Annotated in this window: 25 protein-coding genes and 3 pseudogenes; 16 read left to right on the forward strand and 12 right to left on the reverse strand. The window is 42.4% G+C overall.

What is annotated here, in order from left to right:
• Positions 1-4: 4 nt before the first annotated feature.
• The 4 genes from ACJMKR_RS03550 to xseA form a co-directional block, all read right to left on the reverse strand.
• Complete coding sequence (locus ACJMKR_RS03550) at positions 5-898, reverse strand: IS982 family transposase (protein ID WP_423062298.1); 894 nt, start codon at positions 896-898, stop codon at positions 5-7.
• A gap of 162 nt (positions 899-1,060) precedes the next feature.
• Positions 1,061-2,605 (reverse strand): MFS transporter, encoded by a 1,545-nt coding sequence (locus ACJMKR_RS03555; protein WP_423063804.1) that lies wholly within the window; start codon positions 2,603-2,605, stop codon positions 1,061-1,063.
• Positions 2,606-2,632: 27 nt separating this feature from the next.
• Positions 2,633-3,913, reverse strand: coding sequence for an MFS transporter (locus ACJMKR_RS03560; protein WP_423063805.1), 1,281 nt, complete (start codon positions 3,911-3,913; stop codon positions 2,633-2,635).
• On the reverse strand, positions 3,903-5,117 hold the full coding sequence (xseA, locus tag ACJMKR_RS03565; RefSeq protein WP_423063806.1) for an exodeoxyribonuclease VII large subunit: 1,215 nt from the start codon (positions 5,115-5,117) through the stop codon (positions 3,903-3,905). Before xseA ends, ACJMKR_RS03560 begins: the two co-directional genes overlap by 11 nt.
• A gap of 118 nt (positions 5,118-5,235) precedes the next feature.
• Between xseA and ACJMKR_RS03570 the strand changes: the two genes are divergently transcribed.
• Entirely contained in the window at positions 5,236-6,390 is a 1,155-nt protein-coding gene (locus ACJMKR_RS03570; RefSeq protein ID WP_423063807.1) for a CapA family protein, read from the forward strand.
• A 95-nt stretch (positions 6,391-6,485) separates the two neighbouring features.
• Here ACJMKR_RS03570 and pabB read toward each other — a convergent pair whose 3' ends face one another.
• Entirely contained in the window at positions 6,486-7,811 is a 1,326-nt protein-coding gene (gene pabB / locus ACJMKR_RS03575; RefSeq protein ID WP_423063808.1) for an aminodeoxychorismate synthase component I, read from the reverse strand.
• Positions 7,812-7,877: 66 nt separating this feature from the next.
• Here pabB and ACJMKR_RS03580 point away from each other — a divergent pair, with 66 nt between their 5' ends.
• The 3 genes from ACJMKR_RS03580 (at position 7,878) to ACJMKR_RS03590 (ending at position 9,541) form a co-directional block, all read left to right on the forward strand.
• A complete protein-coding gene (locus ACJMKR_RS03580) occupies positions 7,878-8,447 on the forward strand; it encodes a hypothetical protein (protein ID WP_423063809.1) in 570 nt (189 codons plus the stop codon).
• Positions 8,422-9,045, forward strand: a complete 624-nt coding sequence (tsaB, locus tag ACJMKR_RS03585; protein WP_423063810.1) for a tRNA (adenosine(37)-N6)-threonylcarbamoyltransferase complex dimerization subunit type 1 TsaB — start codon at positions 8,422-8,424, stop codon at positions 9,043-9,045. The genes ACJMKR_RS03580 and tsaB overlap by 26 nt, the downstream gene beginning before the upstream one ends.
• Positions 9,046-9,184: 139 nt before the next feature.
• Positions 9,185-9,541 (forward strand): hypothetical protein, encoded by a 357-nt coding sequence (locus tag ACJMKR_RS03590; protein WP_423063811.1) that lies wholly within the window; start codon positions 9,185-9,187, stop codon positions 9,539-9,541.
• Positions 9,542-9,880: 339 nt separating this feature from the next.
• Here the strand turns inward: ACJMKR_RS03590 and ACJMKR_RS03595 are convergent, their stop codons facing one another.
• Entirely contained in the window at positions 9,881-10,525 is a 645-nt protein-coding gene (locus ACJMKR_RS03595) for an IS3 family transposase (RefSeq protein WP_423063812.1), read from the reverse strand.
• 112 nt (positions 10,526-10,637) lie between these two features.
• Here ACJMKR_RS03595 and ACJMKR_RS03600 point away from each other — a divergent pair.
• A pseudogene (locus tag ACJMKR_RS03600) lies at positions 10,638-11,389 on the forward strand (IS1 family transposase).
• Between the two features lie 159 nt (positions 11,390-11,548).
• Here ACJMKR_RS03600 and ACJMKR_RS03605 read toward each other — a convergent pair.
• Both ACJMKR_RS03605 and ACJMKR_RS03610 read right to left on the reverse strand, forming a co-directional pair.
• Entirely contained in the window at positions 11,549-11,674 is a 126-nt protein-coding gene (locus tag ACJMKR_RS03605) for a hypothetical protein (protein WP_423063813.1), read from the reverse strand.
• A gap of 259 nt (positions 11,675-11,933) precedes the next feature.
• Positions 11,934-12,143 (reverse strand): transposase, encoded by a 210-nt coding sequence (locus ACJMKR_RS03610; RefSeq protein WP_423063814.1) that lies wholly within the window; start codon positions 12,141-12,143, stop codon positions 11,934-11,936.
• A 110-nt stretch (positions 12,144-12,253) separates the two neighbouring features.
• On the opposite strand from ACJMKR_RS03610, the gene ACJMKR_RS03615 reads away from it, so the two are divergent.
• From ACJMKR_RS03615 to typA, 3 genes are all read left to right on the forward strand, one after another.
• Positions 12,254-12,544: a TauD/TfdA family dioxygenase gene (locus tag ACJMKR_RS03615; RefSeq protein ID WP_423064178.1), complete on the forward strand. Its 291-nt coding sequence runs from the start codon at positions 12,254-12,256 to the stop codon at positions 12,542-12,544.
• Positions 12,545-12,707: 163 nt separating this feature from the next.
• Positions 12,708-13,331 carry a hypothetical protein gene (locus ACJMKR_RS03620; RefSeq protein WP_423063815.1) on the forward strand — a complete coding sequence of 208 codons (624 nt, stop codon included), beginning with the start codon at positions 12,708-12,710 and terminating at the stop codon, positions 13,329-13,331.
• Positions 13,332-13,423: 92 nt separating this feature from the next.
• Positions 13,424-15,226 carry a translational GTPase TypA gene (gene typA, locus ACJMKR_RS03625; RefSeq protein WP_423063816.1) on the forward strand — a complete coding sequence of 601 codons (1,803 nt, stop codon included), beginning with the start codon at positions 13,424-13,426 and terminating at the stop codon, positions 15,224-15,226.
• A gap of 528 nt (positions 15,227-15,754) precedes the next feature.
• On the opposite strand, the gene ACJMKR_RS03630 is transcribed toward typA, so the two are convergent.
• The 3 genes from ACJMKR_RS03630 to ACJMKR_RS03640 form a co-directional block, all read right to left on the reverse strand.
• Positions 15,755-16,189 carry a cupin domain-containing protein gene (locus ACJMKR_RS03630; protein ID WP_423063817.1) on the reverse strand — a complete coding sequence of 145 codons (435 nt, stop codon included), beginning with the start codon at positions 16,187-16,189 and terminating at the stop codon, positions 15,755-15,757.
• A gap of 77 nt (positions 16,190-16,266) precedes the next feature.
• Positions 16,267-17,517 carry a murein L,D-transpeptidase catalytic domain family protein gene (locus ACJMKR_RS03635; RefSeq protein WP_423063818.1) on the reverse strand — a complete coding sequence of 417 codons (1,251 nt, stop codon included), beginning with the start codon at positions 17,515-17,517 and terminating at the stop codon, positions 16,267-16,269.
• 204 nt (positions 17,518-17,721) lie between these two features.
• A complete protein-coding gene (locus ACJMKR_RS03640; protein WP_423063819.1) occupies positions 17,722-18,642 on the reverse strand; it encodes an IS3 family transposase in 921 nt (306 codons plus the stop codon).
• On the opposite strand from ACJMKR_RS03640, the gene ACJMKR_RS03645 reads away from it, so the two are divergent.
• From ACJMKR_RS03645 to ACJMKR_RS03660, 4 genes and pseudogenes are all read left to right on the forward strand, one after another.
• A protein-coding gene (locus tag ACJMKR_RS03645; protein WP_423063820.1) for an IS3 family transposase occupies positions 18,608-19,656 on the forward strand; the annotation gives its coding sequence in 2 pieces (ribosomal slippage) (positions 18,608-18,860 and positions 18,860-19,656; 1,050 coding nt in all). The genes ACJMKR_RS03640 and ACJMKR_RS03645 overlap by 35 nt on opposite strands.
• A 68-nt stretch (positions 19,657-19,724) precedes the next feature.
• Positions 19,725-20,864, forward strand: a pseudogene (locus ACJMKR_RS03650) (IS256 family transposase); the annotation flags it as partial.
• 77 nt (positions 20,865-20,941) lie between these two features.
• Positions 20,942-21,694, forward strand: a complete 753-nt coding sequence (locus ACJMKR_RS03655; RefSeq protein WP_423063822.1) for an IS1 family transposase — start codon at positions 20,942-20,944, stop codon at positions 21,692-21,694.
• Between the two features lie 17 nt (positions 21,695-21,711).
• Positions 21,712-21,942: pseudogene (locus tag ACJMKR_RS03660) on the forward strand (transposase); the annotation flags it as partial.
• A gap of 305 nt (positions 21,943-22,247) precedes the next feature.
• Here ACJMKR_RS03660 and ACJMKR_RS03665 read toward each other — a convergent pair.
• Positions 22,248-22,376, reverse strand: coding sequence for a hypothetical protein (locus ACJMKR_RS03665; protein WP_423063823.1), 129 nt, complete (start codon positions 22,374-22,376; stop codon positions 22,248-22,250).
• A gap of 144 nt (positions 22,377-22,520) precedes the next feature.
• On the opposite strand from ACJMKR_RS03665, the gene ACJMKR_RS03670 reads away from it, so the two are divergent.
• The 4 genes from ACJMKR_RS03670 to ACJMKR_RS03685 all read left to right on the forward strand — a co-directional run bounded on the left by ACJMKR_RS03670 (position 22,521) and on the right by ACJMKR_RS03685 (position 26,331).
• Entirely contained in the window at positions 22,521-22,901 is a 381-nt protein-coding gene (locus ACJMKR_RS03670; protein WP_423063824.1) for a hypothetical protein, read from the forward strand.
• 38 nt (positions 22,902-22,939) lie between these two features.
• Positions 22,940-24,160 (forward strand): bifunctional phosphopantothenoylcysteine decarboxylase/phosphopantothenate--cysteine ligase CoaBC, encoded by a 1,221-nt coding sequence (gene coaBC, locus ACJMKR_RS03675; protein WP_423063825.1) that lies wholly within the window; start codon positions 22,940-22,942, stop codon positions 24,158-24,160.
• Positions 24,161-24,280: 120 nt separating this feature from the next.
• Complete coding sequence (locus ACJMKR_RS03680) at positions 24,281-24,727, forward strand: CHRD domain-containing protein (RefSeq protein WP_423063826.1); 447 nt, start codon at positions 24,281-24,283, stop codon at positions 24,725-24,727.
• Positions 24,728-24,792: 65 nt separating this feature from the next.
• Entirely contained in the window at positions 24,793-26,331 is a 1,539-nt protein-coding gene (locus ACJMKR_RS03685; protein WP_423062352.1) for a transposase, read from the forward strand.
• Positions 26,332-26,440: the final 109 nt, after the last annotated feature.

The raw sequence follows: 26,440 nt of genomic DNA on the forward strand, positions 1-26,440 counted from the left end.
AACCTCAGTTCTGGATAACTGCGTATAAATTATTCTTTATATTGTTGGTTTTTATTCCTGGTTTGTTTGGTCGCCAAGAATAGGCAATTAGCGCTGCAAGGGTATTGACTAAAAAATTAATCGGACTACGATGACGCGAATGCTCAACATGATACAAGTTTTTCAACTGATCGATAATCGTTTCTACGATGCCACGTTGTTTTAGGAAAAACTTTTCAAATGCAGAAAGCATTTTGTTCTTCATATTTTTACGGACTTTTGTCACAAATTTTAAATCGTGTTTTGCCAAATCGTCCGCAAGATCTTTTCCAAGATACCCTTTATCGCCAGCGCCCAACCCCTTTAAATTAGCCATTAATTTTCTAACAACAGCGCGATCATCCACGTTCCCTTTCGTTAAACAAAAACGGATTAATTCCCCTTGATGATTAATCACAATATGTAGTTTAAAGCCGTAAACCCAGCCCATTGTGCTTTTACTGCGTTTAGCAATGCCTTTGAAAACCTTGTTTCGATAAATTCGTTTATTGTGGCATACGCGTAGTGTAGTTGAGTCAATATAATACAATCCCGTGTGTTTGCCCTTTCTCGAAAGCAAATAGGCGGCGAGCATCATTAGCGCTGCTGATTGGCAGGCGACAAAACGTGTGTAACTCAGCGCCGTAGGAAAATACTTCTTCATGTCTTGTAAAACACATCCACAATAAAAATCCTTAAATGTGCGATAGTGACTCATTTGAAACAACACAATGATGGTGCCAATTTCAGACAAGCTCATTTGCATCGCTCGATCTCGTTTTCTGTCTGGGTTCGGTAGCAAATACTTTGATTGACCTTTCAAATAATCCTTGCAAAAATCATCCATATCACAAAAAATCTCCGTGACCGGTGCCAACATGATTAACTCCTGTTACATTATTTAGCTGTAATTTTGGAGCTAAATTTTAGCGGTTCCGGTCTTTTTTTCAATTATTTCATTCACTTATTCCTTTTCTTATACAGAACTCAGGTTAATGAGAAAAATTTATTGCCCATGGTGTATCACTGTGGGCTTAAAGTCTTATGATGAAACTTTCTTCTTTGTCACAATAAAAAATATCGCAACAGCGCCTAACAGCGCTACAACCATGCACATCAACATCACCGTCGAAAAGCTGTGCACTATAGCTTTTTGTGCAGTGTGAATGATCGTTGTTTTTGTTGTCGAGCCTGCTTCAGCGATTAATGCTTGCAGACTGCCTTGATGACCCACGATAACTTTATCAATTTTATCGATCAGGCTGGGGGATAATTTGTGTGTGGTGAGTGAGCCCTGTAAGGCGTTTCGTCCACCATAAATAGAAAACAGCGTACCGATTGCAACACATAAAACGCCGGAATAATAATTGACGGTATTGATAATCCCCGACCCTTCACCGGCTTTTTCAATAGGTAATGCGGACATCCCTAAGGAAGGGCTACACGGCATGCTCACGCCGACACCGATCCCAAACAACAATAATGGAAGCCACATGTCAGAATATGTCGAATGAACATTGATATTGTGTAATAAATACGTTGCCACCGCGATGATCAATAATGCAATGACCATAGGTATGCGGTAACCGATGTGTTTAGTAATGCTTCCAGTTACGAGTGACATCACAAACATCGCCATACTCAAAGGCAAAATGGCAATGCCTGCTTCAATGGGCGAGTAATTAAATAAAATCGGGTTTTGTATAAAGGTGTTAAAAAAATAGAGAATGCCAAGCAAAGTAAAAATGCTAGCGGCAATGCCAACGTTGCCAGCAATAAATAGTTTTTCACGGAAATGATAGAAATCAACGAGTGGGCTCTTGATAGCATGTTCAACGATCCAAAATAAAATTAACAAAATACCGCCACCAACTAATAAAATGAGCGTAGTGAGCGAAGACCATCCCCATACGTTGCCTTCCACTAAGCCGAGTGTGAACGGAAGCAATCCCGATAGCAGTAAAACTAGACCCCATAAATCAAGCTTAGTGTTTTCTTTAGGGCCACGCGATTTACGGGCGAATAAATAGATGATAGCAATGGCGACACACATGATGGGAATATTGGTCCAAAAAATATCACGCCAGCTGATATACGTGGTAAATAAACCGCTAATTACAGGGCCGAATGCAAAACCTAAACCGATCGATGCCGTCCAGGCACCGACAGCATAGCGCTCTTTTTCACCGGAAAAAGCAACCTTAATAATAGCCAATGTGCCAGGCGTAATGATAGCTGCACTCAAGCCTTGTAATGCGCGTCCAATAATAATCAATGTTGGCGTATGAGAGAGTGCGATGAGTAATGAAGAAAAAATAAATCCAAGAGCCCCCATTAAAAATATCTTTCTTCTTCCATACATATCGCCTAATTGTCCGCCCACGACGATGAATGAAGCGCACGCTAATAAATACGCATTGACGATCCACTGCAAAGAAGTGGGTGATAAGTGTAATTCATTGCTGAGCGCAACTAATGCATTCATGACGGCTGTAGTATTGAAGGCAACGGCGAATATTGCCAAGCAGATGCCAGAAAGTACAATCCAGATTCTTGCTTTGCTTTCCATTAATAATGGTAGCTTCATTTAACTAGACTCCGTGTGCTCGCCCATTCATTTTTCTTCGTCGTCAGTGGAAGTTGTGGCAGATTCTTTTATAAAAAATATTAACAGCGTAGCGACAATAAGATAGCAGGGTAGCAAAGAAAAAGCCTTATGAAAATCGCTGAGCCCAAAAAAATGCATGCCCCCAATTATTTTTCCCTCCCAGCCTTCATCCAAAAATTTTCCCAGCAAGGGCTCTGTAAATGCACCGAAAACAGCATCACCTGTATTGATCACCGCGATCACGGTAGCGGCTAGCGCGATGGGATTGATTTCTTTACCGACAGTAAAACCTAACATGAATGTGCCTGTGCCAAAACCAAATAAAAAGAGAAAAATAGATAATAACCAAGTTGGAATTATATTCAAATAAATCACAATGGATAGGCTAATCAACGACGAAATAGCACCGATAAACATAATGATTCGGCGATTACGAATGCGATCGGAAATGTAGCCTAATAGCGGGCCGCCAATGGCTAAACCGATAAACGAAATAGAAACGAAGGAAGCAGCGTCGGTGAGTGACTGATGATAGGCTTCACGAATAAAGGGTGGGGCCCAAAATCCCGAAAAAACTGCTAGTGGTGCAAACGCTAAACCACTATAAAATGTGAGTATCCAATTTTGTCCTTTTGTTAAAACCTTGAGAGCATCGCGTAGCGTAATCGCACTTCGTTTGATTACAGCGGCTTTTCCTTCGGGATGATTGGTAACGACGAAGGCGTAGGTTATCGTTAGTATAATCCCGAAGCAAGCCCAAACAATTAACGCAAACCGCCATCCGTGATGAATAATCAGCCAAGCTAGCGGTGCCTCACCAAAAATAGCACCGACAGTTACTGCGGTGGTTAACAAGCCACTAATAAATGCAAAGCGATTCACTGGAAACCAATTTGCAGCTAATTTCATAAAACTCACGGTAAAAAAAGCGGGCCCAACGCCCATCAAAGCACGAGCCATGAGAGCAACCGTTAGCGTGTGAGCTTGAGAAAATAAATAGACGCCTATACTGCTGATGGCGATTGCAATCGTGGTTAAGCCGCGGATGCTGTATTTATCTAAAAGAAAACCTGCAAACATTTGAATAATGAGATAAGAATAAAAAAAGGTCGCAGCAAAATTGCCAAGCCCCGCACCATAAATATGAAAAGCCTGCATGAGTTGATTGGTCATGACACTTGGAGAAACTTGCATCACATATTTATAAACTAAAGTAATGGCGCTAAGAAAAATAATTGCCCAAGGGTAAAATCGAATTAAGTAATTTTTTATTGTATTATTTGTCATATATTTTTTCCACACGACAATCTAAGCGGCCTTCGGCTAATCGTGCCGTCACGGTTTCACCGACATTAACATCACGCGCCTTGCGAAGAATTGTTTGAGTATCGGTTGCTGTCACGATCGCAAAACCACGATCCAAAACATTCAAGGGACTCAACGCGTGTAAAGATTTTGAAAGAGCAATTAAGCGATGTTGCTTATGTTTGGTTTCATGAGTCATGGCAGTAATAAGGCGATGCCTCAGAATATTCAGTTGTGTAAAATAATCTTGAAGACGCCTTCCAGGGTGTTGGAGACGCTTGCTCAAACTATCCAAGTAAACGCGATGATGTCTCAGTTCTGAATGCATGATGTGTTGCAGGCGATTAAATACAGTCTCAGTTTGTTGCAACCATTCTGTTTTATCAGGGCTGACCCATTCTGCCGCAGCCGACGGTGTGGGGGCGCGCTGATCGGCCACGAAATCAGCGATCGTGAAATTTATTTCATGCCCGATGCCAGTGACGATGGGAATTGTACTTTTAAATATAGCGCGCGCAACGATTTCTTCGTTAAAAGGCCATAAATCTTCGAGTGAACCTCCGCCTCGTGCCAGGATTAATACATCACACTCATTGCGTCGATTCGCTATTTTAAGCGCGCTGACAATTTGTGCAGCCGCTTTATCGCCTTGCACCATCGTCGGATAAATAACGACGGGAATGTTCGCAAACCGACGTTTTAATACTTTTAAAATATCACGGACTGCTGCACCCGTTGCGGAAGTGATAACGCCGATTTGTCGCGGTAATAATGGAATTTCTTTTTTAAACTCGGGTGAAAATAAGCCTTCTTTTTCGAGATTTTTTTTAAGCTGTTCAAACGCAACTTGAAGTGCGCCTGTACCGGCAATTTCCATATGCTGCACGATTAATTGATAACTTCCTTGGGCTTCATAAATACTCACTTGTGCTTGGACTAGAACTTGTTGGCCATTTTCCACATCGAATCGAAGGCGTTTGTGATTATGACGAAAATACGCACAACGAATTTGTGCACGCTCATCTTTTAATGAAAAATAAAAGTGCCCTGAACTCGGTTTTGCTAAATTTGAAATTTCCCCCATAATCCAAATGCTGCTAAAACACTCCTCTATGATGAGGCGTGCTTCAGCATTGAGTTGCGAGACGGTATAAATGTCTTGTTGTTCGGGTGTTGGGTTCTTCATGACGCCCTATTATGACAACTAAGCTCACGCTTGACTAGATGGTTAAACATTAACCAATTTGTTTTCCTTTAGGCTAGATCTAGGTTACAATAAAAATGATCAACAAGGATGTGGATCGATGAAAAAACCTTTAATTATGCTTCTTTTTATTTTGCTTGTCGCTTTATCTTGCTCGGTAAATGCAAACTCTCGTACCATTATTTTTCCTCATGCGTGTGCGCCCGGCGATCACTTATTAATCGCAAGCGTTGGCGATGTTTTACTGCACAAATCTTTGCAGATGAAAGCGAACGAATATGGATACTTGCGCTTGTGGGCACAAGCGATTCCAGTGATTAAAAAAGCAGATATCGCTTTTGCTAACGTCGAAGGACCGATGGCACATAACATTGATGTTGCAGGTCGTGAAGTGTTAAATGCCGATGATCGTATCAATCATCGTGTTTATACGAGTTATCCTTTATTTAATTACAATCCCAATTTAGCAGAGGCTCTAAAAGAGACCGGTTTTAATGTGGTTTCTACGGCGAATAATCACGCATTGGATCGCGAAAGTGTTGGAGTTGATCGCACGATTGAAGCCCTAAAGCATATAGGTTTGCATTATTCTGGCACGGTATTAAAAGGCGCGAGTACACCTTGGTATACAATCATTAGACGCAAAGGTTTTAGTATTGCATGGATTGCTTGTACGGCTGGTACGAATGGTCGAGAGGATCATCATAATCAAGTGTTATATTGCTACAAACGCAAGGATCGTCGTTTAATTAAAAATTTAGTTACGCAATTAAAAACACAAGTCGATGCGATTATTATCACTCCCCATTGGGGTGTGCAGTATCAACATACACCGGATATCAAACAAAAGCAGTTTGCAAAAGAAATGTTAGACGCCGGTGCATTAGCGATAATTGGTAGTCACCCTCATGTGTTACAACCAATGCAAAAGTACATGACTCAAGATGGCCGTTCAACATTTATTGCCTATTCTTTAGGTAATTTTGTGAGTTATCAAGGGACGCCCAAGAATAGAAGCACCGTGATTTTGTATTTGGGCCTAACACGTTTGAGTGATCATAAAACGATTATTAATGGTATACGTTTTATTCTGGCCTATATGCAGAATCGAAGTGGTTTAGAGAAAATTCGGCTGCAGTTATTAACGCCGAAGAGTCGTGGGGCAGTAGGGTATCAGATTATTGCAAACATATTGCCAATGGGAAATGCAATTGCACCGGATGATCCGATCGTAACGAATCCGCGGTGTTATTAAAAAGGGTGGAATTATTTTTTAGATGCCAGCTAGGAGTTTAAATTAGCATTTCAATTGCGGCAAGCTCGCGAGCCAGGCAATTGAAATACTTTACACTAAAGCGACTCTAAAATATCAATCAACTTGCTCACTTTAACTTTAGTTTCTTCGTACTCGCTCTCAACGGTTGAATCGGCAACGATAGCGCCGCCGGCATAACAATGAATTTTATTATCGCTGCAGATTAACGTGCGGATCGCGATATTGCTATCCAAATTACCCTCGGCATCCAAATGAAAAATAGAACCACAATACACAGAACGATGATGTGGCTCTAACTTCTCAATAATACGCATCGTACTTAATTTTGGTGCGCCAGTAATAGAGCCGCCAGGAAAGCAATCGCGCAAAACATCGATAGCATGTTGACCATGTTTCAATTTTCCTGTGATCGTGCTTACCAAATGATGGACGTTTGGAAAACTCTCCAAATCAAATAATTTAGTAACGTTAATGCTCCCAGGTTCGCAACTTTTACCGAGATCATTTCGCAGCAAATCGACAATCATCAAATTTTCAGCACGATTTTTTTCGCTATTTAATAATGCTTTTGCCAAACGGCAATCTTCCAAGGGATCATGATGGCGTCGTGAAGTACCTTTTATTGGCTTTGTTTCGACGAAACCCTCGTGTACGCGCAAAAATCGCTCGGGTGAAAAACTGAGAATGCTGCCATGCGCGCTATTAAAATACGCGGAAAAAGGTGCGGGGTTTTGCGCGTGGATTTGTTGATAAGCATGCCAAGGTGAGCCTTGATACGTAGCGCTAAAACGCTGACACAGATTTGCCTCGTAACAATCGCCTGCATAAATATGCCGTTGGATTTGTTCAAATGCACGCGAATAATCTTCAAACGACATGTTCGCTTGAAAACGTTCATCAATCTTAAAAGGAATTTTTAATTGGGGCGGTGTGTTTAATGCGTTTAAAACTTCTGACTGTGTGTCAAAATCATTGCATGTCAGCCAGCATTTTTTATCGTAATGATCGACGGTAACTTTCCAATCATAAAAACCAATCACAGCTTCTGGCAGAGTGATATCGCAGGTTGCATGCGGTTGAATGGGATGAATGCGTTTTGCCAAATCGTAGCTCAAATAACCCATGCTGGTATGCGCGGCTTTTGCATTCAAGCGTAAAAACAGTTCTTTAATTAATGCAAAAGGATCGAGGCTTGAGATGGCATGCTCACCATTTTCAAAAGTGTGTGTTAGACCGTCTTTAACAATAATCAGAGCGTTAGGGTTGGCAGTAAAAACGCTAAATCGTTGTTTAAATTGCTGCGACTCAGAACTATTCAATAACATAGCGTAAGCGTGATCCGCGAAAGGCGCAAACAAGTCGATAACATTCTCAGAGTAGGGAAGTTCAAAATCCATCATGCTGGCAATCATAACGAAAGCACATTTTCCTTGCCAGCTTATTCAATGGAGCCTATTATGTACGCTATGAAACTATTACGACAAAGTCTTATTGCAGTAAGTGTCTTGCTATTAGCCGGTTGTACGGTGGGTCCACAACAGCTTGGACTGTCGCAATCGCAGTGGCAATCGCTTGATCAGTCGCAGCAGCAAAGCTTGCTTGCGAACTACAAAACAATTAAGCAAGCCAAAGTAAATAAAACGGTTTACAGCGGCCCGAATATCAACGTAACGGTTGCGAACGGAACAGCGATGATGCCGCCGTTTGTCGTTCCGCAACAATATGTTGCAGCCAGTTTCTATTTAAAACCGGGTAAATGTTCTCGGGTGCGTTTGAAGAGCGTGAGCACTCAAAGTTCGGTGAACTTGCAGGCGTGTTATAACGGCTTGGTGTTAGCATTGGACCCTAGCCATTATGATCTCATGAAAAGCGGAGGCACGTTGCGCTTGTCTTATAATCCTATCTGGAAGCGTGGATTTACCTATCGCGGCGTTTCAAGTTCGGGTTATGTGCGCTTAAATCAGGTGAGCGTCACTGTGAAGGCTATTTCTAACGTCTCTCCACTGCGAAATGTCAGCAACAGTTCTAGCGTTTGATACTGCAACAACAGCTTGCACCGTAGCGTTGAATATCGGAAACGAAATTCACGAGCGTTTTGAAATCGCTCCGCGCCGTCACTCAGAGCTTATTATTCCGATGATTAATGATTTGCTTGTCGAGGCTTCGATCAAGCTTCAGGACCTTGATGCCATTGCGTTTGGTTGCGGGCCGGGTAGTTTTATGGGGGTTCGCATCGCAACCGGCATCGCGCAGGGGTTAGCGTTTGGCATCGAAAAGCCTGTTATTCCAGTGTCGACATTACAAACGTTAGCGCAGACTGCTTATCAAGAAACAAAAGCTAAAAATATTCTTGCAGGATGGGATGCGCGCATGCATGAGATTTATTGGGGCGCTTATCAGCTTGGTGAAAATGGTTTGATGGAAGCGCTGATTCCTGATCGTTTGGACAAGCCCGATGCGGTTCAGTTGCCAAAGGGGGGAGAGTGGTTGGCGGTAGGTAATGCCTGGGCTAATGATTTTTTTCCCCATGCCGGCGCAATGGTGCAGGTCGCATTAGAGAAGTATCGCCGCGGTGAGGTCCTGCTAGCCGAGAAAGCAGAGCCAACGTATTTGCGAGATAAAGTCACGCAGTGAGTTTCAAAGGGATTTCGATTGTGGCTCGTACTCATATTAGAAGGCTGGTTTTGACGCAATTCAGAAGAAAATACTTAATGTTTCCTTAAGTTTCGGGTGATACCCTTAGGAGAACTAAAAACTCAACAGGGCTTAAGCGATGAAAAAACTAACGCACATACTTGCTATCACGCCAGTCATTCTTGGTGGGTTGGCTTACGCATCGTTGACGCTAGCCGCTCCAGCCCAAGCTAAAACAGCACCCGTCCAAGCGGGTGATGGTATGCAGTCCGCGATCGAAACACTGCAAAAGCAAATTCAAGCGGTGCAAGCAAGTATTCCTAAAACTGTACAGGCACAAACAGGAGCAATTGAAAAACAAATTACCGAGCTGCAAGCACAAATGCAAAAACAAATCACGCTCTTGCAAAAACAAATACAACAAGTTCAAGCGCAAACAAACCACGAAATCCAACAACTCCAAAAAGAAATCCACGAAGTTGAAATGATAAAATAATCGTAAATAATAGGGATGTTCCTTTTTCACAATAAATAATTACTCTTCAAACATTAGTTTTAATTTGTCTTTAAGGTGGCATCAAAACTAATCGCATATTTTTCACATTTTTACCGCATATTCGTTGTCAGCCTCAAATCTATTTGGAATAATCTTTTTCAAATTCTAATCAATACATTTTAAATAATTTAAAATAAAAAGAGAGAAGTTAAAGATGAGAAGAGAAGAAGAACAAGGGCCTCAACCTAGTCCGGTTTCGCAGGAAATAGAAAACGTAAAAGAAAATCTTGGGTTCGATCTGATCTTCCCTCACTTTACCGGACACATTTTTTTTCGATTTTACGCAGCACATTCAAGCGCAACAGGGGTCTTGTAGTCAATAGCTGAATGCATTCTTCTGTGATTGTAATAGCCTTCAATATACTGAAAAAGACTTTGCCTTGCTTCAGCGCGTGTTGTGTAATCATTCACATGCACAAGTTCCGTTTTTAGGGTATGGAAAAAACTTTCTGCAATGGCATTATCCCAACAATTAGCCTTTCTGCTCATTGAACCAATCAGCTTGTTTTGCTTGATGATTTCCCTATATTTTTTCGAACAATATTGACTGCCCCGATCAGAGTGTATAATCACTTGCTTTGGATATTTTCGTTTGAATAACGCCATCAATAACGCATCACACACTAAATCTTGTTTCATGCTTTTATTCATTGACGAGCCAATAACCGAACGTGAATGCACATCGATAACCACCGCTAAATACAACCAACCTTCACGGGTTGGAATGTACGTCAGATCACTCACCCATTTTTGATTGATCGCCGTTGTCGTGAAATCTCTCTTTACAATATTCTCAAAAATAGGCTTGTTGTGACCCGAGTCTGTGGTTATTTTAAATCTACGCTTGGCAAGTGCTTTTAAGCCCATGGAGCGCATACGCCGCTCAATACGCGTGTGACTGCAGGAAATCGATTCCGCTTGCAATGCACGAGTTATACGTGGTGAACCGTAACGTTGTTTGTTTGGTAGTGCCTCATTTTTGTTGATGTGATATATTTTGCTATTTCAGAAAATCATTAGGATAAGGATTGCATGAATGGCAAGAATCAATGTTGCTTGCTCCTGCTGCTGTTTACATGAGGTTGTAAAATTTGGCGTCAGCAGTACAGGAAAGCAAAGGTTTCAATGTAAAAATAATGCTTGTGAGAAAAATACATTTCTTCTAGATTACACACATAATGCTCGTGCCCCTGGTGTTAAAGATAAAATAGTTGATATGGCAATGAATGGTAGTGGCGTCAGAGATACTGCAGGCGTTTTACGTATTAGCATTAACACTGTTATTGGTGAATTAAAAAAAAGGGTGAAGGTTTGGAGAGCGTCAATACACGACTTTTAAAGGAAAAAGAATCACTTGGTGCGTCTGTTACTGTTAATGTTGTACAAGTTGAAGAAGCGGAGCTGGATGAAATGTGGAGTTTTGTTCGAAATAAACAGAATCAACGTTGGCTTTGGCATGCGATTGATCACCATACACATGAGGTGTTAGCTTATCATTTTGGTCCAAGAAAAGATTCAGCATTTAAAGCACTGAAAGAAAAACTGAGCTCATTTGATATCAACTTTTACTATACAGATGATTGGGGTGCTTATGAAAGACACCTGCCTCAATCAAAACATTTGGTGGGAAAGCAAAATACCCAAGCGATTGAACGAAAGCATCTCACGTTGCGCACACGAATAAAGCGATTAGCGAGAAAGACGATTTGCTTTTCTAAACTGGATAAATTGCACGACATTGTCATCGGATTATTTATCAATAGGCACGAGTTTGGGAGGGTTATTTAGATGCCATCAACAAAAATGAGGCACCACCGTTTGTTTCTCATATAAATTACCTTAATTTTTTCATCTAATTGTTGGTTTGCTTGCTCACGTGGGCTCATAGGTCGGGATAGCCAGTCATAATAACCACTACGACTGACACCCAGTACATCACATAGCAAGTTAATTCCAAATAGTTGGGCGTGCTTTTGAATAAAGCTGTACTTCCGATGCGCGCCATGGAGAGCGAAGCGAAGGCGCGTATTCCGCGGCAGGCTGGGATTTTTTGCCGAGCGTAAGCGACTGCAAAAAATCTTTACGAGGCGTCGAGTCAGTTGAGAGCCCGTGCGTAGTCGAGCCGTGAGGTCGCGGAGCGCGGGTGAGGAGGACGTCCGCGGTTATTTAAGTTGTCGCGTATTGCGAGTCGATTATTGACAGGGATGGCAATAATCTATCACGAGCATCGCGACACGCTTGACTCGAGTTCTTTCGCGAAGTACGTGGCCGCCTTTTTTAGAATGGCTTTCTCCTGTTCCAGTCGTGCCAGTCGCTTCTTAAGCTGTTGATTTTATTCAATGAGTTCCCCTATGTTGACCGGTTGCTTTGCGCTGGGATGAATCACTTCACCACTCTTCCTGGCTTTATCCACCCAGGTGTGGAGGGTCGCTTCGGGCATGCCTAAGTCTTTTGCAGCGCTTAACACGGAAGGAGAACTGAGTGCTAGATGGATTGCTTCTTGTTTAAATTCCGGTGTGTATTTTCGAGTCTTCTTTGCCATGAGATCACCTCTTTGTTACTTCATAGATTTTAACAAATTAGTGTCCGGTAATTTAGGGGAAGATTAAAGAGTTGTATATTAATAACGAGCGTGTTGTTGGGATAGAAGGGATGGATTACAATGAAGCAATGGAATTGATTAATCACGTTTTTTATCATGCAATAACCTGCCATGAACCGTATGAACATCAATACACAAAGGGTGATATTTTAGTATGGGACAATTTCTCATTACTGCATGCCGCCACACATAAGCTTCCTACTACCGATGCGCGCCATGGAGAGCGAAGCGAAGGCGCGTATTCCGCGGTAGGCTCGGATTTTTTGCCGAGCGTAAGCGACTGCAAAAAATCTTTACGAGCCGTCAAGTCATTTGAGAGCCCGTGCGTAGTCGAGCCGTGAGGTCGCGGAGCGCGGGCGACGAGGACGTCCGCGGCTATTTAAGTTGTCGCGTATTGCGAGTCGATTATTGACAGGGATGGCAATAATCTATCACGAGCATCGCGACACGCTTGTGAACCGCGTATTTTGCAGCGTGTTTATGTTAGCGCTTAGGAGGCAAACAATGGCTGAATATAATATTTACTGTACCGGTTCTGCATTCAGTGTTAGGGAAATGACAGGCAATGTATTTATCAGCGTTTATTTACGCAAACAATCACAAGGCAAATATCTTTGCAAATTGGTGCAAGATATTCTGCCTGAAGAAACTAACCCTCACAAAGTACGCGATGAGAAATTATTAACGTTGATGCGCTCAGATTTGGCCATATTTTTATTTGAGGGCAGCGATTATGACTCTGATACGATGGCTGATTTTATTCAAGCCAAAAATTTTGATATCCCCAGTGTTATTCTTCGATCAGATTTTCGCGACAGCAACGCTGATTGCTTTTATCCGCGTACTGAAGTAATTCAAATGAATTCAAAAAAATTATATAGCGAAGCAATGAATGCAGAAAATAATGTTAAAAGCGTATTAGATAATTTATATGCAAAAACGGCACAAGCACTCATTCCCGCATTAGATAAATTATTAGAAGCTCCATCTACATTGAAAAAGAATCATCTTAGCCCAGAACAATTCTATGAATCGGCATTAACCCTAGTGGGCATAGATCGAAAAAATATCCCTGATAACTTCATTGCCGATTTGATTCAGGCAAAACGCGACAAAAATCTGCTATAGAGCCCACTACTAACAAGTAGCCAGATCCTCAAAAACTGGTATACTAAGCGACTTTCCCCCAACAGCGAACCCCCAACAGCGAACGTTCACACATGATTGAAAAGATTAGAAATATTGCGATTATCGCCCACGTTGACCACGGTAAAACGACTTTGGTCGATAAACTCTTGCGCCAATCTGGCACGCTCGGTGAGCGCGCAGCGCCGGTTGAGCGCGTTATGGATTCCAATGATTTAGAAAAAGAGCGTGGAATCACGATTCTCGCTAAAAACACATCCATCGAGTGGCAAGGCTACCGAATCAACATTGTCGACACCCCAGGCCATGCCGATTTTGGGGGTGAGGTCGAGCGTATTTTATCGATGGTGGATTCCGTCTTGTTGTTGGTGGATGCCGTTGAAGGCCCGATGCCGCAAACGCGCTTCGTTACTCAAAAAGCCTTTAATTATGGCCTAAAGCCAATTGTGGTTATTAACAAAGTCGATCGTGATGGCGCGCGTCCTGATTGGGTGATCGAACAGGTATTCGATTTGTTTGTCAGCTTAAATGCAACGGATGAGCAGCTCGATTTTCCTATCATTTATGCCTCTGCTTTACAGGGCTTCGCTGTGCGTGAATTAGATGACGCTAAAAGCGACATGACACCTTTATTTGAAACTATCGTTGAAAAAGTGTCGCCGCCGCAAGTCGATTTGGATGCACCGTTTCAAATGCAGATTTCCTCGCTTGATTATTCGAGCTACGTGGGTGCCATCGGTATTGGTCGTATTCAACGTGGCCGGCTAAAACGCAACATGCCGGTGACCATCATTGACCGCGACGGTAAAAAACGAAACGGCAAAATATTACAGATACTCGGATTTTTAGGGTTGCAGCGCGTTGAAATTGAATCTGCAGAAGCGGGTGATATCGTGGCTGTTACCGGTATTGATAACCTGCGTATTTCAGATACGCTGTGTGATCCTTCTGATGTCGTTGCCTTACCTGCCTTAACGGTGGATGAGCCCACGGTTAGCATGACTTTCCAAGTGAATAGCTCGCCTTTTGCGGGGCGTGAAGGGAAGTTTTTAACGAGCCGTCAAATCGGTGATCGTTTGCAGCGTGAATTAATTGCGAATGTGGCGCTGCGCGTTAATCAGGGTTCCGATGCCGATAAGTTTATTGTGTCAGGCCGTGGTGAATTGCATTTATCGATATTAATCGAAAACATGCGCCGCGAAGGCTATGAATTTGCCGTGTCGCGTCCTGAAGTTATTGTTAAAGAAATTGATGGGCAGTCCTGCGAACCCTTCGAAAGTTTAGTGCTCGATATCGAAGAAGAGCATCAAGGCGCGATCATGCAGCATCTTGCTGCGCGCAAAGGCGATTTAAAAAATATGGTGCGCGATGGCAAAGGACGCGTGCGCATGGATTATATTATTCCAACACGCGGACTCATTGGTTTTCATTCACGCTTTTTAACGCTCACGTCGGGCTCTGGTGTGATGTATCATGTTTTCGATCACTATGGTCCTTTCATTGAAGAGTCTTTGCAAACACGCACACGTGGTGTGTTAATTGCCAATGGTAAAGGTGCCTCAACGGGTTTTGCTCTCTACAATTTACAAGAACGCGGTGAGTTATTCATCGACCCGCAGACAGAAGTGTATGAAGGCATGATCGTCGGTCAAAATTCGCGTGATAATGATTTGGTTGTGAATGTTTGCAAGGCAAAACAGTTAACCAACATGCGTGCTTCAGGTAGTGATGAAAATATTATTTTAACGCCAGCAACTAAGTTCACTCTCGAGCAAGCATTGCAGTTTATTGATGACGACGAGTTGGTTGAGATCACGCCAAAAGCCATTCGATTGCGCAAAAAGCTATTAAATCCAAACGAACGCAAGCGAGCCTGAGGGAATCAAATAATATTTCAGCGGCAACGCGAGGAGTCTCGTAACCGCAGCAAGTACTGCACGTTTGAGATTTCTTTCTTATTCGAGATGATCATACTTCGGAGCGTCAGTTGTGATGGGATTTATCGTGAAAAACGAACGAGCGAGCGCAATGTATAGATAATACATGAGCATGGCGAGGCTCGTTTTTCGCGGGAAATCACCCGCAAATGACGCTCCACATCCCGAGGGCACATAGTCTTGAATTTCAATTGCTTGGCTTACGCGATTGGCGTTACTGTTTTTCGGGAATCGCCCTCCTTGGCTGCTAAGTACTTCCGTGGTACTTACGCCCGCAAAACAGTAACCCCAATCTCTCTGCCGCAATTGAAATGCTGTTCGATAATGGATGACTCAACCTAACCTCGTCATCCCGGAAATTTTGCATAGGGATATGCAAAGTTATCCGGTATCCAAACCGTTACCCGGGATGGAAAAAAATCACGTCATTCCAAGCAACGCGAGAAATCTCATTGGAACGTCAACCAGCTATTCTTTATCGTCAGACTTTTTTGCATACACCGTATTCGCTGGCATATCGCGATCGGAATAAAAGCTAATTAACTTGAGCGGCTTTTGAGTCAAATTAATGACATTATGGACCGTGCCTTCTGGAATAAAAATCATGTCGCCGGCTGTCACCGTTGATGTTTTACCATCGAGCACAGCTTTCCCACGACCTTGCACAATCAGAATCATTTGATCAAACTTATGTGTTTCAGAGCCAATTTCATTTTTAGGGTTAGTAATGGGTGATACGTTCATAAAAACAACTTGGCCGTGTTCTGCAGTCACGAACGACACTTTCCAGTTGGTGTTTTGAGCGGCAACATTTAACAGTTTCGGCGTGACACCTGCCGGGTTCAGCGCAAAAGACAGGTTAGGTATCAAACAAGCAAGAATGCACAGTAGCAAATATCTCATGAGGGGCCTCCTTTCCAATAATTTCTTGAATTTCCTATGCCACATTATAAATGGGAAAAGGAAAAATTTTCAATACCCTATAGTCCCAACCATCGGATAAAGTGTTTGTCAGTTTTGATTTCGGCGGGTGGTTTATGTTCAAAATAAACGGTGTGATATTCGCTGCCTAGCGTCACCTTCTTGATTTTACCGAGCGACACTATTTTCATTTCTGTCGTATAATAACCGCGTTTTAACTTAACGTCGGGGACAACTAAATAGAAAATCTCTAATCCTTTTTTACCATTGTTTTCGGTAGAGTTGTCGGTGATTAGCTTTTTAAACTCTTCATTGGTTAGCGCGATGTATTCTTGCTGATTGATTTGGCGACGCAGCATGCGCTTGAGCGGCGGTTTTGCTTTATACAGGTGTTGGTAATCATCCGCCTTGATCACGATGATGGGCTCGTTCTCTTCGCGTTTGTTGTCTTTGTTGACATCCACATATAAGATCGGCTGGCGATGTGTCTCTTCGGGAATGTCGGCCTCGTTATTGAGATTGGCCGTGTTTAAATGATTTGAGGCATCACAGTTCAGAAATTTAGAATTGGTGAGCCATTGTTTATCAGGATAATACACGACGAAGAATGTATCGTCTTTAATGACTTCAATGATTGGCATGGTTTCGCTTTTTGGCAATACGGGGCAGCCCCAACTTCGTCCAGGCCTGCCATATTTTTTAATGAAATCTTCTTCTACATACCACGCACCGTGCATGACGATGAAGCGTTTGTATGCATTGCTATTAAAATTCCCATCGATTCCCATTAATTTTAATGAAGCACCGTGTCGACCTCGATACGCATCTTCTGTCATAAATATGCCGAGGCTACTAGTTTTGCTGTTAAGTTTATTCGAAAAATGGTTTGTCATTAAGGTGCCTGATTTAATCGCATGTGAAATATAAGTGTGAAAAAGCAATTTATTTTTTGCCAAGTCAAACACCCATAATCGTTTTTGATTGGAGGGTAATGAATAATCAATGATCGTTAAAATGTGGTTGTGCTCAATGTCATTTTTATTCGCACACGTTAGGGCCATGATAACGGCGTTGATAACTTTATCGTGCAGCGTTGGTGCCTGCTTGTGTAGCGCTTTTTTAATTTCGGGTAGTGGTTTGATCGGTATTTTAGGTGGTTCGGGGTTGTAATCAACATGGCGCACATCGTTGGTAATCTCTACCGAATCTCCCGATGCAGAAGGGGCTGTCGGTGCCGAGCTGGGGTCGTTCGCCTTGATGCCGTCAAAACCAGCCACAGCAAACACCAGTGCCAATAGTGTTCCCTTCAAGTCCTTCATTTGTACAAATATAGAACAATCTGTGGGTTTTGGGGTGCTCTTGGGGCTTAAGTTGGCTTAGCTCGCCCTAAGCCTATTGGCACATAGTTAATAGCCATTAGATCGATTTTTGTGAGAACTCGCATGGGTTTATTTTTTTCTGCGAGCGGTTTGTGTGATCTTCCCTCACTTTACCGGACACATTTTTTTTCGATTTTACGCAGCACATTCAAGCGCAACAGGGGTCTTGTAGTCAATAGCTGAATGCATTCTTCTGTGATTGTAATAGCCTTCAATATACTGAAAAAGACTTTGCCTTGCTTCAGCGCGTGTTGTGTAATCATTCACATGCACAAGTTCCGTTTTTAGGGTATGGAAAAAACTTTCTGCAATGGCATTATCCCAACAATTAGTCTTTCTGCTCATTGAACCAATCAGCTTGTTTTGCTTGATGATTTCCCTATATTTTTTCGAACAATATTGACTGCCCCGATCAGAGTGTATAATCACTTGCTTTGGATATTTTCGTTTGAATAACGCCATCAATAACGCATCACACACTAAATCTTGTTTCATGCTTTTATTCATTGACGAGCCAATAACCGAACGTGAATGCACATCGATAACCACCGCTAAATACAACCAACCTTCACGGGTTGGAATGTACGTCAGATCACTCACCCATTTTTGATTGATCGCCGTTGTCGTGAAATCTCTCTTTAAAATATTCTCAAAAATAGGCTTGTTGTGACCCGAGTCTGTGGTTATTTTAAATCTACGCTTGGCAAGTGCTTTTAAGCCCATGGAGCGCATACGCCGCTCAATACGCGTGTGACTGCAGGAAATCGATTCCGCTTGCAATGCACGAGTTATACGTGGTGAACCGTAACGTTGTTTGTTTCTCATATAAATTACCTTAATTTTTTCATCTAATTGTTGGTTTGCTTGCTCACGTGGGCTCATAGGTCGCGATAGCCAGTCATAATAACCACTACGACTGACACCCAGTACATCACATAGCAAGTTAATTCGGTAATCCCCCCACAAATTAGAGGTACTTAAAAGTAGAATTTTCTCGTAAACTAAACAGAGGAGATTCAAGATGAAAAAATCGAAGTACCCAGACAGCCAAATCATTTCGATACTGAAGCAAGCTGAAGGTGGAACACCCGTTCCCGATCTGTGCCGAGAGCATGGTATAAGCAATGCCACGTTCTATAAGTGGCGAGCCAAGTATGGTGGGATGGATGCATCCATGATGACGCGCTTAAAGGAGCTTGAAGAGGAAAATCGTCGCCTGAAAAAAATGTATGCTGAAGAACGCTTAAAAGCCGAGATCATTCAGGAGGCTATGCAAAAAAAGTGGTAAAGCCATCTCAGCGCAGAGAGATGGCAAGGAATTGCGTTAAGAATAAGAAAGTAAGCATCCGAGTTGCTTGCAAGGCATTTGCTATTAGTGAAACATGCTATCGTTATGAGCCGCTAGTATCGGATGAAAATACAGTGATTGCAGACTGGCTTATTCGGCTAACGAGCACATGGCTTAACTGGGGTTTTGGACTTTGCTTTTTATACTTACGTAACGTCAAAGGCTTTGCCTGGAACCACAAACGTGTTTACCGCATTTATCGAGAACTAGCGTTAAATCTAAGAATAAAGTCTAAAAAACGCTTCATGCGACGTAAACCAGAAGCGCTATGCACTCCAGACTCAGTAAACCAAGTATGGTCTATGGACTTTATGCATGATCAACTGGGCGACCAAAGATCCTACCGCTTGTTTAATGTTATTGATGACTACAATCGAGAAGGGCTTGGGATTGATGTTGACTTATCGCTTCCAGCTGATCGCGTGATACGAGCCCTTAATCAAATCATTGAGTGGCGAGGCAAACCGATTGCGCTGCGCTGCGATAATGGACCTGAATACATTAGCGGTAAGCTAATGGAATGGGCAGAAAAGAAAGGTATTGAGCTTTTTTATATTCAGCCTGGAAAACCCCAACAAAATGCGTACATTGAACGTTTTAATAGAACAGTGCGATATGACTGGCTTAACCAAGATATTTTTACAACGATAGAGGAGGTTCAACAAAAAGCCACCCGTTGGCTCTGGCATTATAATAACGAAAGACCTAATCGGGGTCTGTAAATAAGATTGTGTAAATGCGATAGTCAGGGAAAGGTCGTTAAAATTATACGGAGTCTTTGACTATGGCAATGAAAACCAATAAATTAGATCCACAGGTTGTGGAATATTTTCTCAAACATACCAAGACCGCATCTGATATTTTCGGTGATACTGGTTTGTTAAAGGAGTTAAAAAAGGCACTGACGGAGCGTATTCTGGAAGGGGAGCTGACGGACGCGCTGGGTTATGCAAAACACGAAGTGTCTGGCAACAATAGTGGTAATTCCCGCAATGGGCACAGCCAAAAAACGATCAAAACAACAGATGGCGAGATGACCATTGAGGTTCCTCGTGATCGTAACAATGAGTTTGTACCGCAATTGATTCCAAAACATCAAACCCGCTTTGATGATTTGGATGACAAAATTATGAGTCTTTATGCACGGGGTATGACTACCCGTGATATTCAAGATCAGTTGAAAGATTTGTATGGCACAACTATTTGTTCGAGTCTCATTTCTACAGTAACCAACGAAGTGATTGAAGAAGTGAAGGCTTGGCAAAGTCGTCCGTTGGACAAGGTGTATCCGATTGTGTATTTGGACGCTTTAGTGATTAAAGTGCAGCAAGATAAAAAGGTTATCAATAAGGCATTGTATTTGGCTTTAGGAATTAATATCGATGGGCAAAAAGAATTGCTAGGTATTTGGATTAGCCAAAATGAGGGCGCTAAATTCTGGTTGAATGTATTAACGGAGTTAAAAAATCGAGGCCTAGAAGATATCCTGATTTGTTGCGTTGACGGGCTAACGGGCTTTCCTGATGCGATTGGCGCTGTGTATCCTAACACTCAAGTACAGCTTTGCATTGTACACATGGTGCGGAATTCATTGCGCTATGTGGGTTGGAAAAAGAAAAAAGAAGTGGCCGCTGACTTAAAAGCTATTTATTCGGCCAGTACGGTTGAAGAAGCAGAATTGGCGCTGACGAGTTTCTCTGAGAAATGGGATGCTGAATTTCCCTCGATTGCCAAAAGTTGGTTGACTCATTGGGAGCGCATTGTGCCATTTTTTGCTTATCCGGCAGAAATTCGGAGGGTGATTTATACCACTAACGCTATTGAATCACTGAACATGAGTATCCGAAAAGTTATTAAAAATAAACGAGTTTTTCCGTCGGACGATGCCGCTTTAAAACAACTCTATTTAGGGTTAAAAAATATAGCCAAAAAATGGGTAGTGCCTCATTTTTGTTGATGTGATATATTTTGGTATTTCAGAAAATCATTAGGATAAGGATTGAATGAATGGCAAGAATCAATGTTGCTTGCCCCTGCTGCTGTTTACATGAGGTTGTAAAATTTGGCGTCAGCAGTACAGGAAAGCAAAGGTTTCAATGTAAAAATAATGCTTGTGAGAAAAATACATTTCTTCTAGATTACACACATAATGCTCGTGCCCCTGGTGTTAAAGATAAAATAGTTGATATGGCAATGAATGGTAGTGGCGTCAGAGATACTGCAGGCGTTTTACGTATTAGCATTAACACTGTTATTGGTGAATTAAAAAAAAGGGGTGAAGGTTTGGAGAGCGTCAATACACGACTTTTAAAGGAAAAAGAATCACTTGGTGCGTCTGTTACTGTTAATGTTGTACAAGTTGAAGAAGCGGAGCTGGATGAAATGTGGAGTTTTGTTCGAAATAAACAGAATCAACGTTGGCTCTGGCATGCGATTGATCACCATACACATGAGGTGTTAGCTTATCATTTTGGTCCAAGAAAAGATTCAGCATTTAAAGCACTGAAAGAAAAACTGAGCTCATTTGATATCAACTTTTACTATACAGATGATTGGGGTGCTTATGAAAGACACCTGCCTCAATCAAAACATTTGGTGGGAAAGCAAAATACCCAAGCGATTGAACGAAAGCATCTCACATTGCGCACACGAATAAAGCGATTAGCGAGAAAGACGATTTGCTTTTCTAAACTGGATAAAGTCCACGACATTGTCATCGGATTATTTATCAATAGGCACGAGTTTGGGAGGGTTATTTAGATGCCATCAACAAAAATGAGGCACCGCCGGTGATTTATACCACTAACGCTATTGAATCACTGAACATGAGTATCCGAAAAGTTATTAAAAATAAACGAGTTTTTCCGTCGGACGATGCCGCTTTAAAACAACTCTATTTAGGGTTAAAAAATATAGCCAAAAAATGGACCATGCCGATTCGAGACTGGGGTGCCGCCATGAATCGTTTTGCCCTTATGTTTGAAGATCGCCTGGCGGATTTTGTATAAAACTTAAAATTCATAAGAGAGGAAATTAATTTGAACGCAATGTAGTTTTTGATAAAATTAAAAAATCAGTTAACACAATGGCTGATTCATAATTCTGACTGACGCGATTTACACAAACTAATAAACAGTCCCTGCAAATGAAGCGATATATAATTTTCACCCTGCTGATATTTTACTTAGGATAAAATTTACTCTCTCTTTTTCTCCTGATAAATTGCCAAAAGATAAAAAAAAAGTTTAATACAATTTTGTCGACCTATAGCTGTAATCTTTTGCGTAACGAAAACCTGATTATCGGATGTAGTTCAAAAGAAATTCAAGCTCATTTCCATCGATGCGCGCCATGGAGAGCGAAGCGAAGGCGCGTATTCCGCGGTAGGCTCGGATTTTTTGCCGAGCGTAAGCGACTGCAAAAAATCTTTACGAGCCGTCAAGTCATTTGAGAGCCCGTGCGTAGTCGAGCCGTGAGGTCGCGGAGCGCGGGCGACGAGGACGTCCGCGGCTATTTAAGTTGTCGCGTATTGCGAGTCGATTATTGACAGGGATGGCAATAATCTATCACGAGCATCGCGACACGCTTGGTATTATTCGATTTATCTTCCCTAGGACTAATCTCTGAAAACTTATGCCAAAAAGCTGAAAAATTACTACAAGGTATACTAAAAGATTATACACAAATCATGTCAGCTATTTCTTATGTGAACCCTAATTGGAGAAGCCAGTATTCTCAATTCTTTCTAGGGAATACTCAGGGAAAAAAACCAATATGGGAGGGTGGGGTTAGTAAAGAAATAGTTGAAGGTAAAATTGAACAAGGAGGTCAGGCCAAAGGAGTAACTTCCAGTTTAGAATTGCGTATATGGGCAGACCTCCCTGGGGCTTCAAGCGCAAGAGTGGATTCAGATGAAGAGGACGATGAGCAACCGGGTATGCCAGAAGAATGTAAAGGCCTTAACTAAAATTGCTTCCCCGAGCTAATCCATACTATAGTTAGGCGATGTTAAAAGGTAAGAAAATACTTGTTGGGGTTAGCGGGGGGATCGCAGCTTACAAGAGCGCCGACTTAGTGCGGCGCTTGAAAAAGGCGGGGGCTGATGTTCGTGTCGCCATGACGACGGCGGCCAAGGAATTTATCACGCCCTTGACCTTGCAAGCCGTTTCCGGTCACCGTGTTTATCACCAACTCCTGTCTGAAGAAGCCGAAGCGGGTATGGGTCATATTGAACTGGCCCGTTGGGCGGATTTTATTGTCATTGCCCCGGCGAGTGCCGATTTTATAGCACGAGTGGCACATGGGATGGCCAATGACTTGTTAGCCACACTATGCTTAGCGACAACCGCACCGATTGCACTCGCACCGGCGATGAATCAGCAAATGTGGTTGAATGTTATCACGCGAGATAATGTTCAACGTTTAAAACATCGTGATATGAAAATTTTTGGTCCCGCAGAAGGCGAACAAGCCTGTGGTGAAACGGGTCCGGGGCGCATGCTGGAACCCGAAGAGTTGGTGGCATGCATTGCAGAATACTTTGCCAGCGATATATTGTCAGGGCAAAACGTGATTATTACCGCAGGGCCCACGCGTGAGGCGATCGACCCGGTTCGTTTTTTAAGTAATCGCAGCTCCGGCAAAATGGGCATCGCGCTTGCAAGAGCTGCACAAGCAGCCGGAGCCGATGTCACTTTAATTAGAGGTCCTACAGCGTTATCAACGCCAGCCGGTGTGCATTCTATTGACGTCACGAGTGCAGAAGAAATGTATGATGCCGTGATGGAAAAAATCGATGCTTGTGATATTTTTATCGGTGCAGCCGCTGTGTCTGATTATTGTATGGAAACGATTGCTGAACATAAAATAAAGAAAACAGCCGAGACGATGATTCTGCAATTAAAACGCAATCCCGATATTATTAAGTCCGTCGCTGCCTTAAAGAACAAACCAATCGTCATTGGCTTTGCGGCCGAAACCGACCGTGTCATCGATTATGCACAAAAAAAGTTAGCCGAAAAAAATCTCGATATGATTATTGCCAATCAAGTTGGGCCTGGGCAAGGTTTTGAGAGCGACGAAAACGCGGTCGTTGTTATTCATCGTGATGGCCAGTTTCAGGAAATCCCCCTTGCGCGCAAAAGCGTTATCGCCACACGAATAGTTGCTCTCATTTCTGAGTATATAGTGCAGAAAAAGCATGAGCGTGATAATATCGAAAAATAGTTAAATTATTTCGGGCGCCTGTTGGAAGCTATTTTCAGCTAATGAAATAGCGTTCAATTTCTCGTATTGGCAAGCAATTGAAATTGATCCCAAGAGATGCCCAATGACAAGGAGGTTAATATGAAACTGAAACACTTCATGACGTTAAGCGGCGCTTGTGTTGCTTTAACATTTACTGTTGCAGGCGTTGCGGGTGGTGTGGGTGCAAACAAGAGCGTGTTGTTCACGGCTGTATTGAGCACAAAAGCCGTTACTCACAATTTATTTGCACCCGGTGATCAAAAAGCGCCTCATCCTTTTTATAAAACGCGTTGCATGAACGCAAAATCCACGGACTATTCGAACGCTACGGGGTTTGGCACTTTTTGGTATAACCCGGATACGAGCACGTTGTTGTTTGCCTTCACCTATACGGGAATCAGCGGCTCACCCATCATGATGCACTTTCATCTCGGCGATAAAGGCGTTGGTGGTCCCATCGTACAAACAATTTGTGGTTATCCACCACCATCCATGAATTGGACTTTGGATAAATTTATAAAAATAATTAAAAATTGCTTGACATAGAAACCGAAAAAAAATTTTACGTTGTAAACAACGTTTGTTCGAAAAAATAAAATAAGGAACAAACGATGTTAGCGACAGAAAAACTAAAACAATTCCGTACATTCCTCTACAACATCTTCCCCGCGCGACGCGATGCCAATATGAATTTACTCGATGCCCTTTCAAGCCATGGCCATCGCTGCAAAACACCCATAGAATTATGTGAATCGCCATACTTTGAACGTGAATACAGTAGTATTACCGATGCGATTAGCGATGGTTTGTCGGTAGCAAATTGTTGGGATAGCATGATGAAAATACAATATGAACATGTTAGTCATAGCGATGACCGTGTGATCATTATTGCGGATACGACACCACAGTCGCGTCAAAGTGCACACTGTGTTGAAGATCGCCATGTGGTTTACAGCCCTAATCCAGCACCGGGTAACAAACCGATTACCATTGGACATGAATATTCAACGGTATCACTATTGCCCAATGATGGTGCAGCTCAAGAAAAGCATTGGTTAGTTCCACTGGATACGAGGCGCGTTAAAAGCGATGAAAAAGGCAATGTAGTTGGGATGCAGCAAATTAACCGTTGTATTGCAGACTTAGCGCTTACTCATAAATTGGTGGTTAGCGTGGCTGATTCAAAATATGGTACAGAAGCTTGCCGTAAACTGGTTAGCGAAAATCCCAATTGGGTACATCTTTTCCGTTTTAACAGTACCCGTAATGTTTTCGCGCCCGCATCAATAGAAGATAATACCTCAGGAAGTATAAAACGCTATGGTGATGCGATGAAACTAAACGACAGCACGACTCACCGTGAATCCGATGAGATTGTGCAGCAACCCATTACAACCCGCAGTGGCAAAACTTACCAATTGGAGATTAAAATATGGCGTGACCAATTACTGCGTGGTTCAAAGCAATTTAAAGGATATGAGCATCCTGTTACTGTTGTGCAATTGGTTGCGGTTGATGCTAACGGTAAATCTTTATATAAAAATCCACTCTGGTTAGGACTCGCTGGTGAACGACGTAATGAAATCACAGCATTAGAAGCGTATCACTATTACGATAGACGCTATGACATTGAACACTACTTTCGTTTTGGTAAAGACAAACTGTTATTTGACCGATACCAAACACCGGATGTTAAGCACGAAGAAGATTGGTGGCGGATGACAGCATTAGCGTATACGCAACTTTATCTAGCGAGGAATCTTGCCCCGATTTTACCGAAAAAATGGGAGCGGTATTTGCCGAGCTTCCAAGTGGATAACGAAAAACCATCAATAACTGCGACCCCTTCACAAACGCAACGGGGTTTTTCTACGGTGCTTGATACCGTTGGCACGCCTGCTAATCTCTGCAAACCACGCGGTAATCCGCAAGGCAGAACCAAAGGTGATACGCAGGGGAAACGCACGCGACATCCTGCTATTTTCAAAAATAGCAACTCAAAAATTAAAACGATTCAGAGGACTGAAGAAAAGACGCAAAACTCAGACCCTGAAAAAATAGAGGATTTGATTGGGATAGTAAAATCATGGTTGGATAAAATAAATTTTACACCTGAGCAATTCTACGAATTGCTGCAAAAAACAGCTTAAGATTTAGAAACTCACATTTTTTGATTATTGTCCTAACTGGCAAGGGATTTTATTTATCCAAAGTCCAACATGAAGGCGTTGGGTTATTCAAGCAAAGCGGTGTCTGCTC

This window comes from Candidiatus Paracoxiella cheracis (assembly GCF_049348705.1).
In the GTDB taxonomy this organism is placed as follows: Bacteria; Pseudomonadota; Gammaproteobacteria; order Coxiellales; family Coxiellaceae; genus Paracoxiella; species Paracoxiella cheracis.

What these genes read in the sequence shown, in the direction of transcription:
- ACJMKR_RS03550 (WP_423062298.1), bottom strand. Translation starts at nt 898, where the DNA reads ATGTTGGCACCGGTCACGGAGATTTTTTGTGATATGGATGATTTTTGC.
- ACJMKR_RS03555 (WP_423063804.1), bottom strand. Translation starts at nt 2,605, where the DNA reads ATGAAGCTACCATTATTAATGGAAAGCAAAGCAAGAATCTGGATTGTA.
- ACJMKR_RS03560 (WP_423063805.1), bottom strand. Translation starts at nt 3,913, where the DNA reads ATGACAAATAATACAATAAAAAATTACTTAATTCGATTTTACCCTTGG.
- xseA (WP_423063806.1), bottom strand. Translation starts at nt 5,117, where the DNA reads ATGAAGAACCCAACACCCGAACAACAAGACATTTATACCGTCTCGCAA.
- ACJMKR_RS03570 (WP_423063807.1), top strand. Translation starts at nt 5,236, where the DNA reads ATGAAAAAACCTTTAATTATGCTTCTTTTTATTTTGCTTGTCGCTTTA.
- pabB (WP_423063808.1), bottom strand. Translation starts at nt 7,811, where the DNA reads ATGATGGATTTTGAACTTCCCTACTCTGAGAATGTTATCGACTTGTTT.
- ACJMKR_RS03580 (WP_423063809.1), top strand. Translation starts at nt 7,878, where the DNA reads ATGAAACTATTACGACAAAGTCTTATTGCAGTAAGTGTCTTGCTATTA.
- tsaB (WP_423063810.1), top strand. Translation starts at nt 8,422, where the DNA reads ATGTCAGCAACAGTTCTAGCGTTTGATACTGCAACAACAGCTTGCACC.
- ACJMKR_RS03590 (WP_423063811.1), top strand. Translation starts at nt 9,185, where the DNA reads ATGAAAAAACTAACGCACATACTTGCTATCACGCCAGTCATTCTTGGT.
- ACJMKR_RS03610 (WP_423063814.1), bottom strand. Translation starts at nt 12,143, where the DNA reads ATGGCAAAGAAGACTCGAAAATACACACCGGAATTTAAACAAGAAGCA.
- ACJMKR_RS03615 (WP_423064178.1), top strand. Translation starts at nt 12,254, where the DNA reads ATGGATTACAATGAAGCAATGGAATTGATTAATCACGTTTTTTATCAT.
- ACJMKR_RS03620 (WP_423063815.1), top strand. Translation starts at nt 12,708, where the DNA reads ATGGCTGAATATAATATTTACTGTACCGGTTCTGCATTCAGTGTTAGG.
- typA (WP_423063816.1), top strand. Translation starts at nt 13,424, where the DNA reads ATGATTGAAAAGATTAGAAATATTGCGATTATCGCCCACGTTGACCAC.
- ACJMKR_RS03630 (WP_423063817.1), bottom strand. Translation starts at nt 16,189, where the DNA reads ATGAGATATTTGCTACTGTGCATTCTTGCTTGTTTGATACCTAACCTG.
- ACJMKR_RS03640 (WP_423063819.1), bottom strand. Translation starts at nt 18,642, where the DNA reads ATGATTTGGCTGTCTGGGTACTTCGATTTTTTCATCTTGAATCTCCTC.
- ACJMKR_RS03655 (WP_423063822.1), top strand. Translation starts at nt 20,942, where the DNA reads ATGGCAAGAATCAATGTTGCTTGCCCCTGCTGCTGTTTACATGAGGTT.
- coaBC (WP_423063825.1), top strand. Translation starts at nt 22,940, where the DNA reads ATGTTAAAAGGTAAGAAAATACTTGTTGGGGTTAGCGGGGGGATCGCA.
- ACJMKR_RS03680 (WP_423063826.1), top strand. Translation starts at nt 24,281, where the DNA reads ATGAAACTGAAACACTTCATGACGTTAAGCGGCGCTTGTGTTGCTTTA.
- ACJMKR_RS03685 (WP_423062352.1), top strand. Translation starts at nt 24,793, where the DNA reads ATGTTAGCGACAGAAAAACTAAAACAATTCCGTACATTCCTCTACAAC.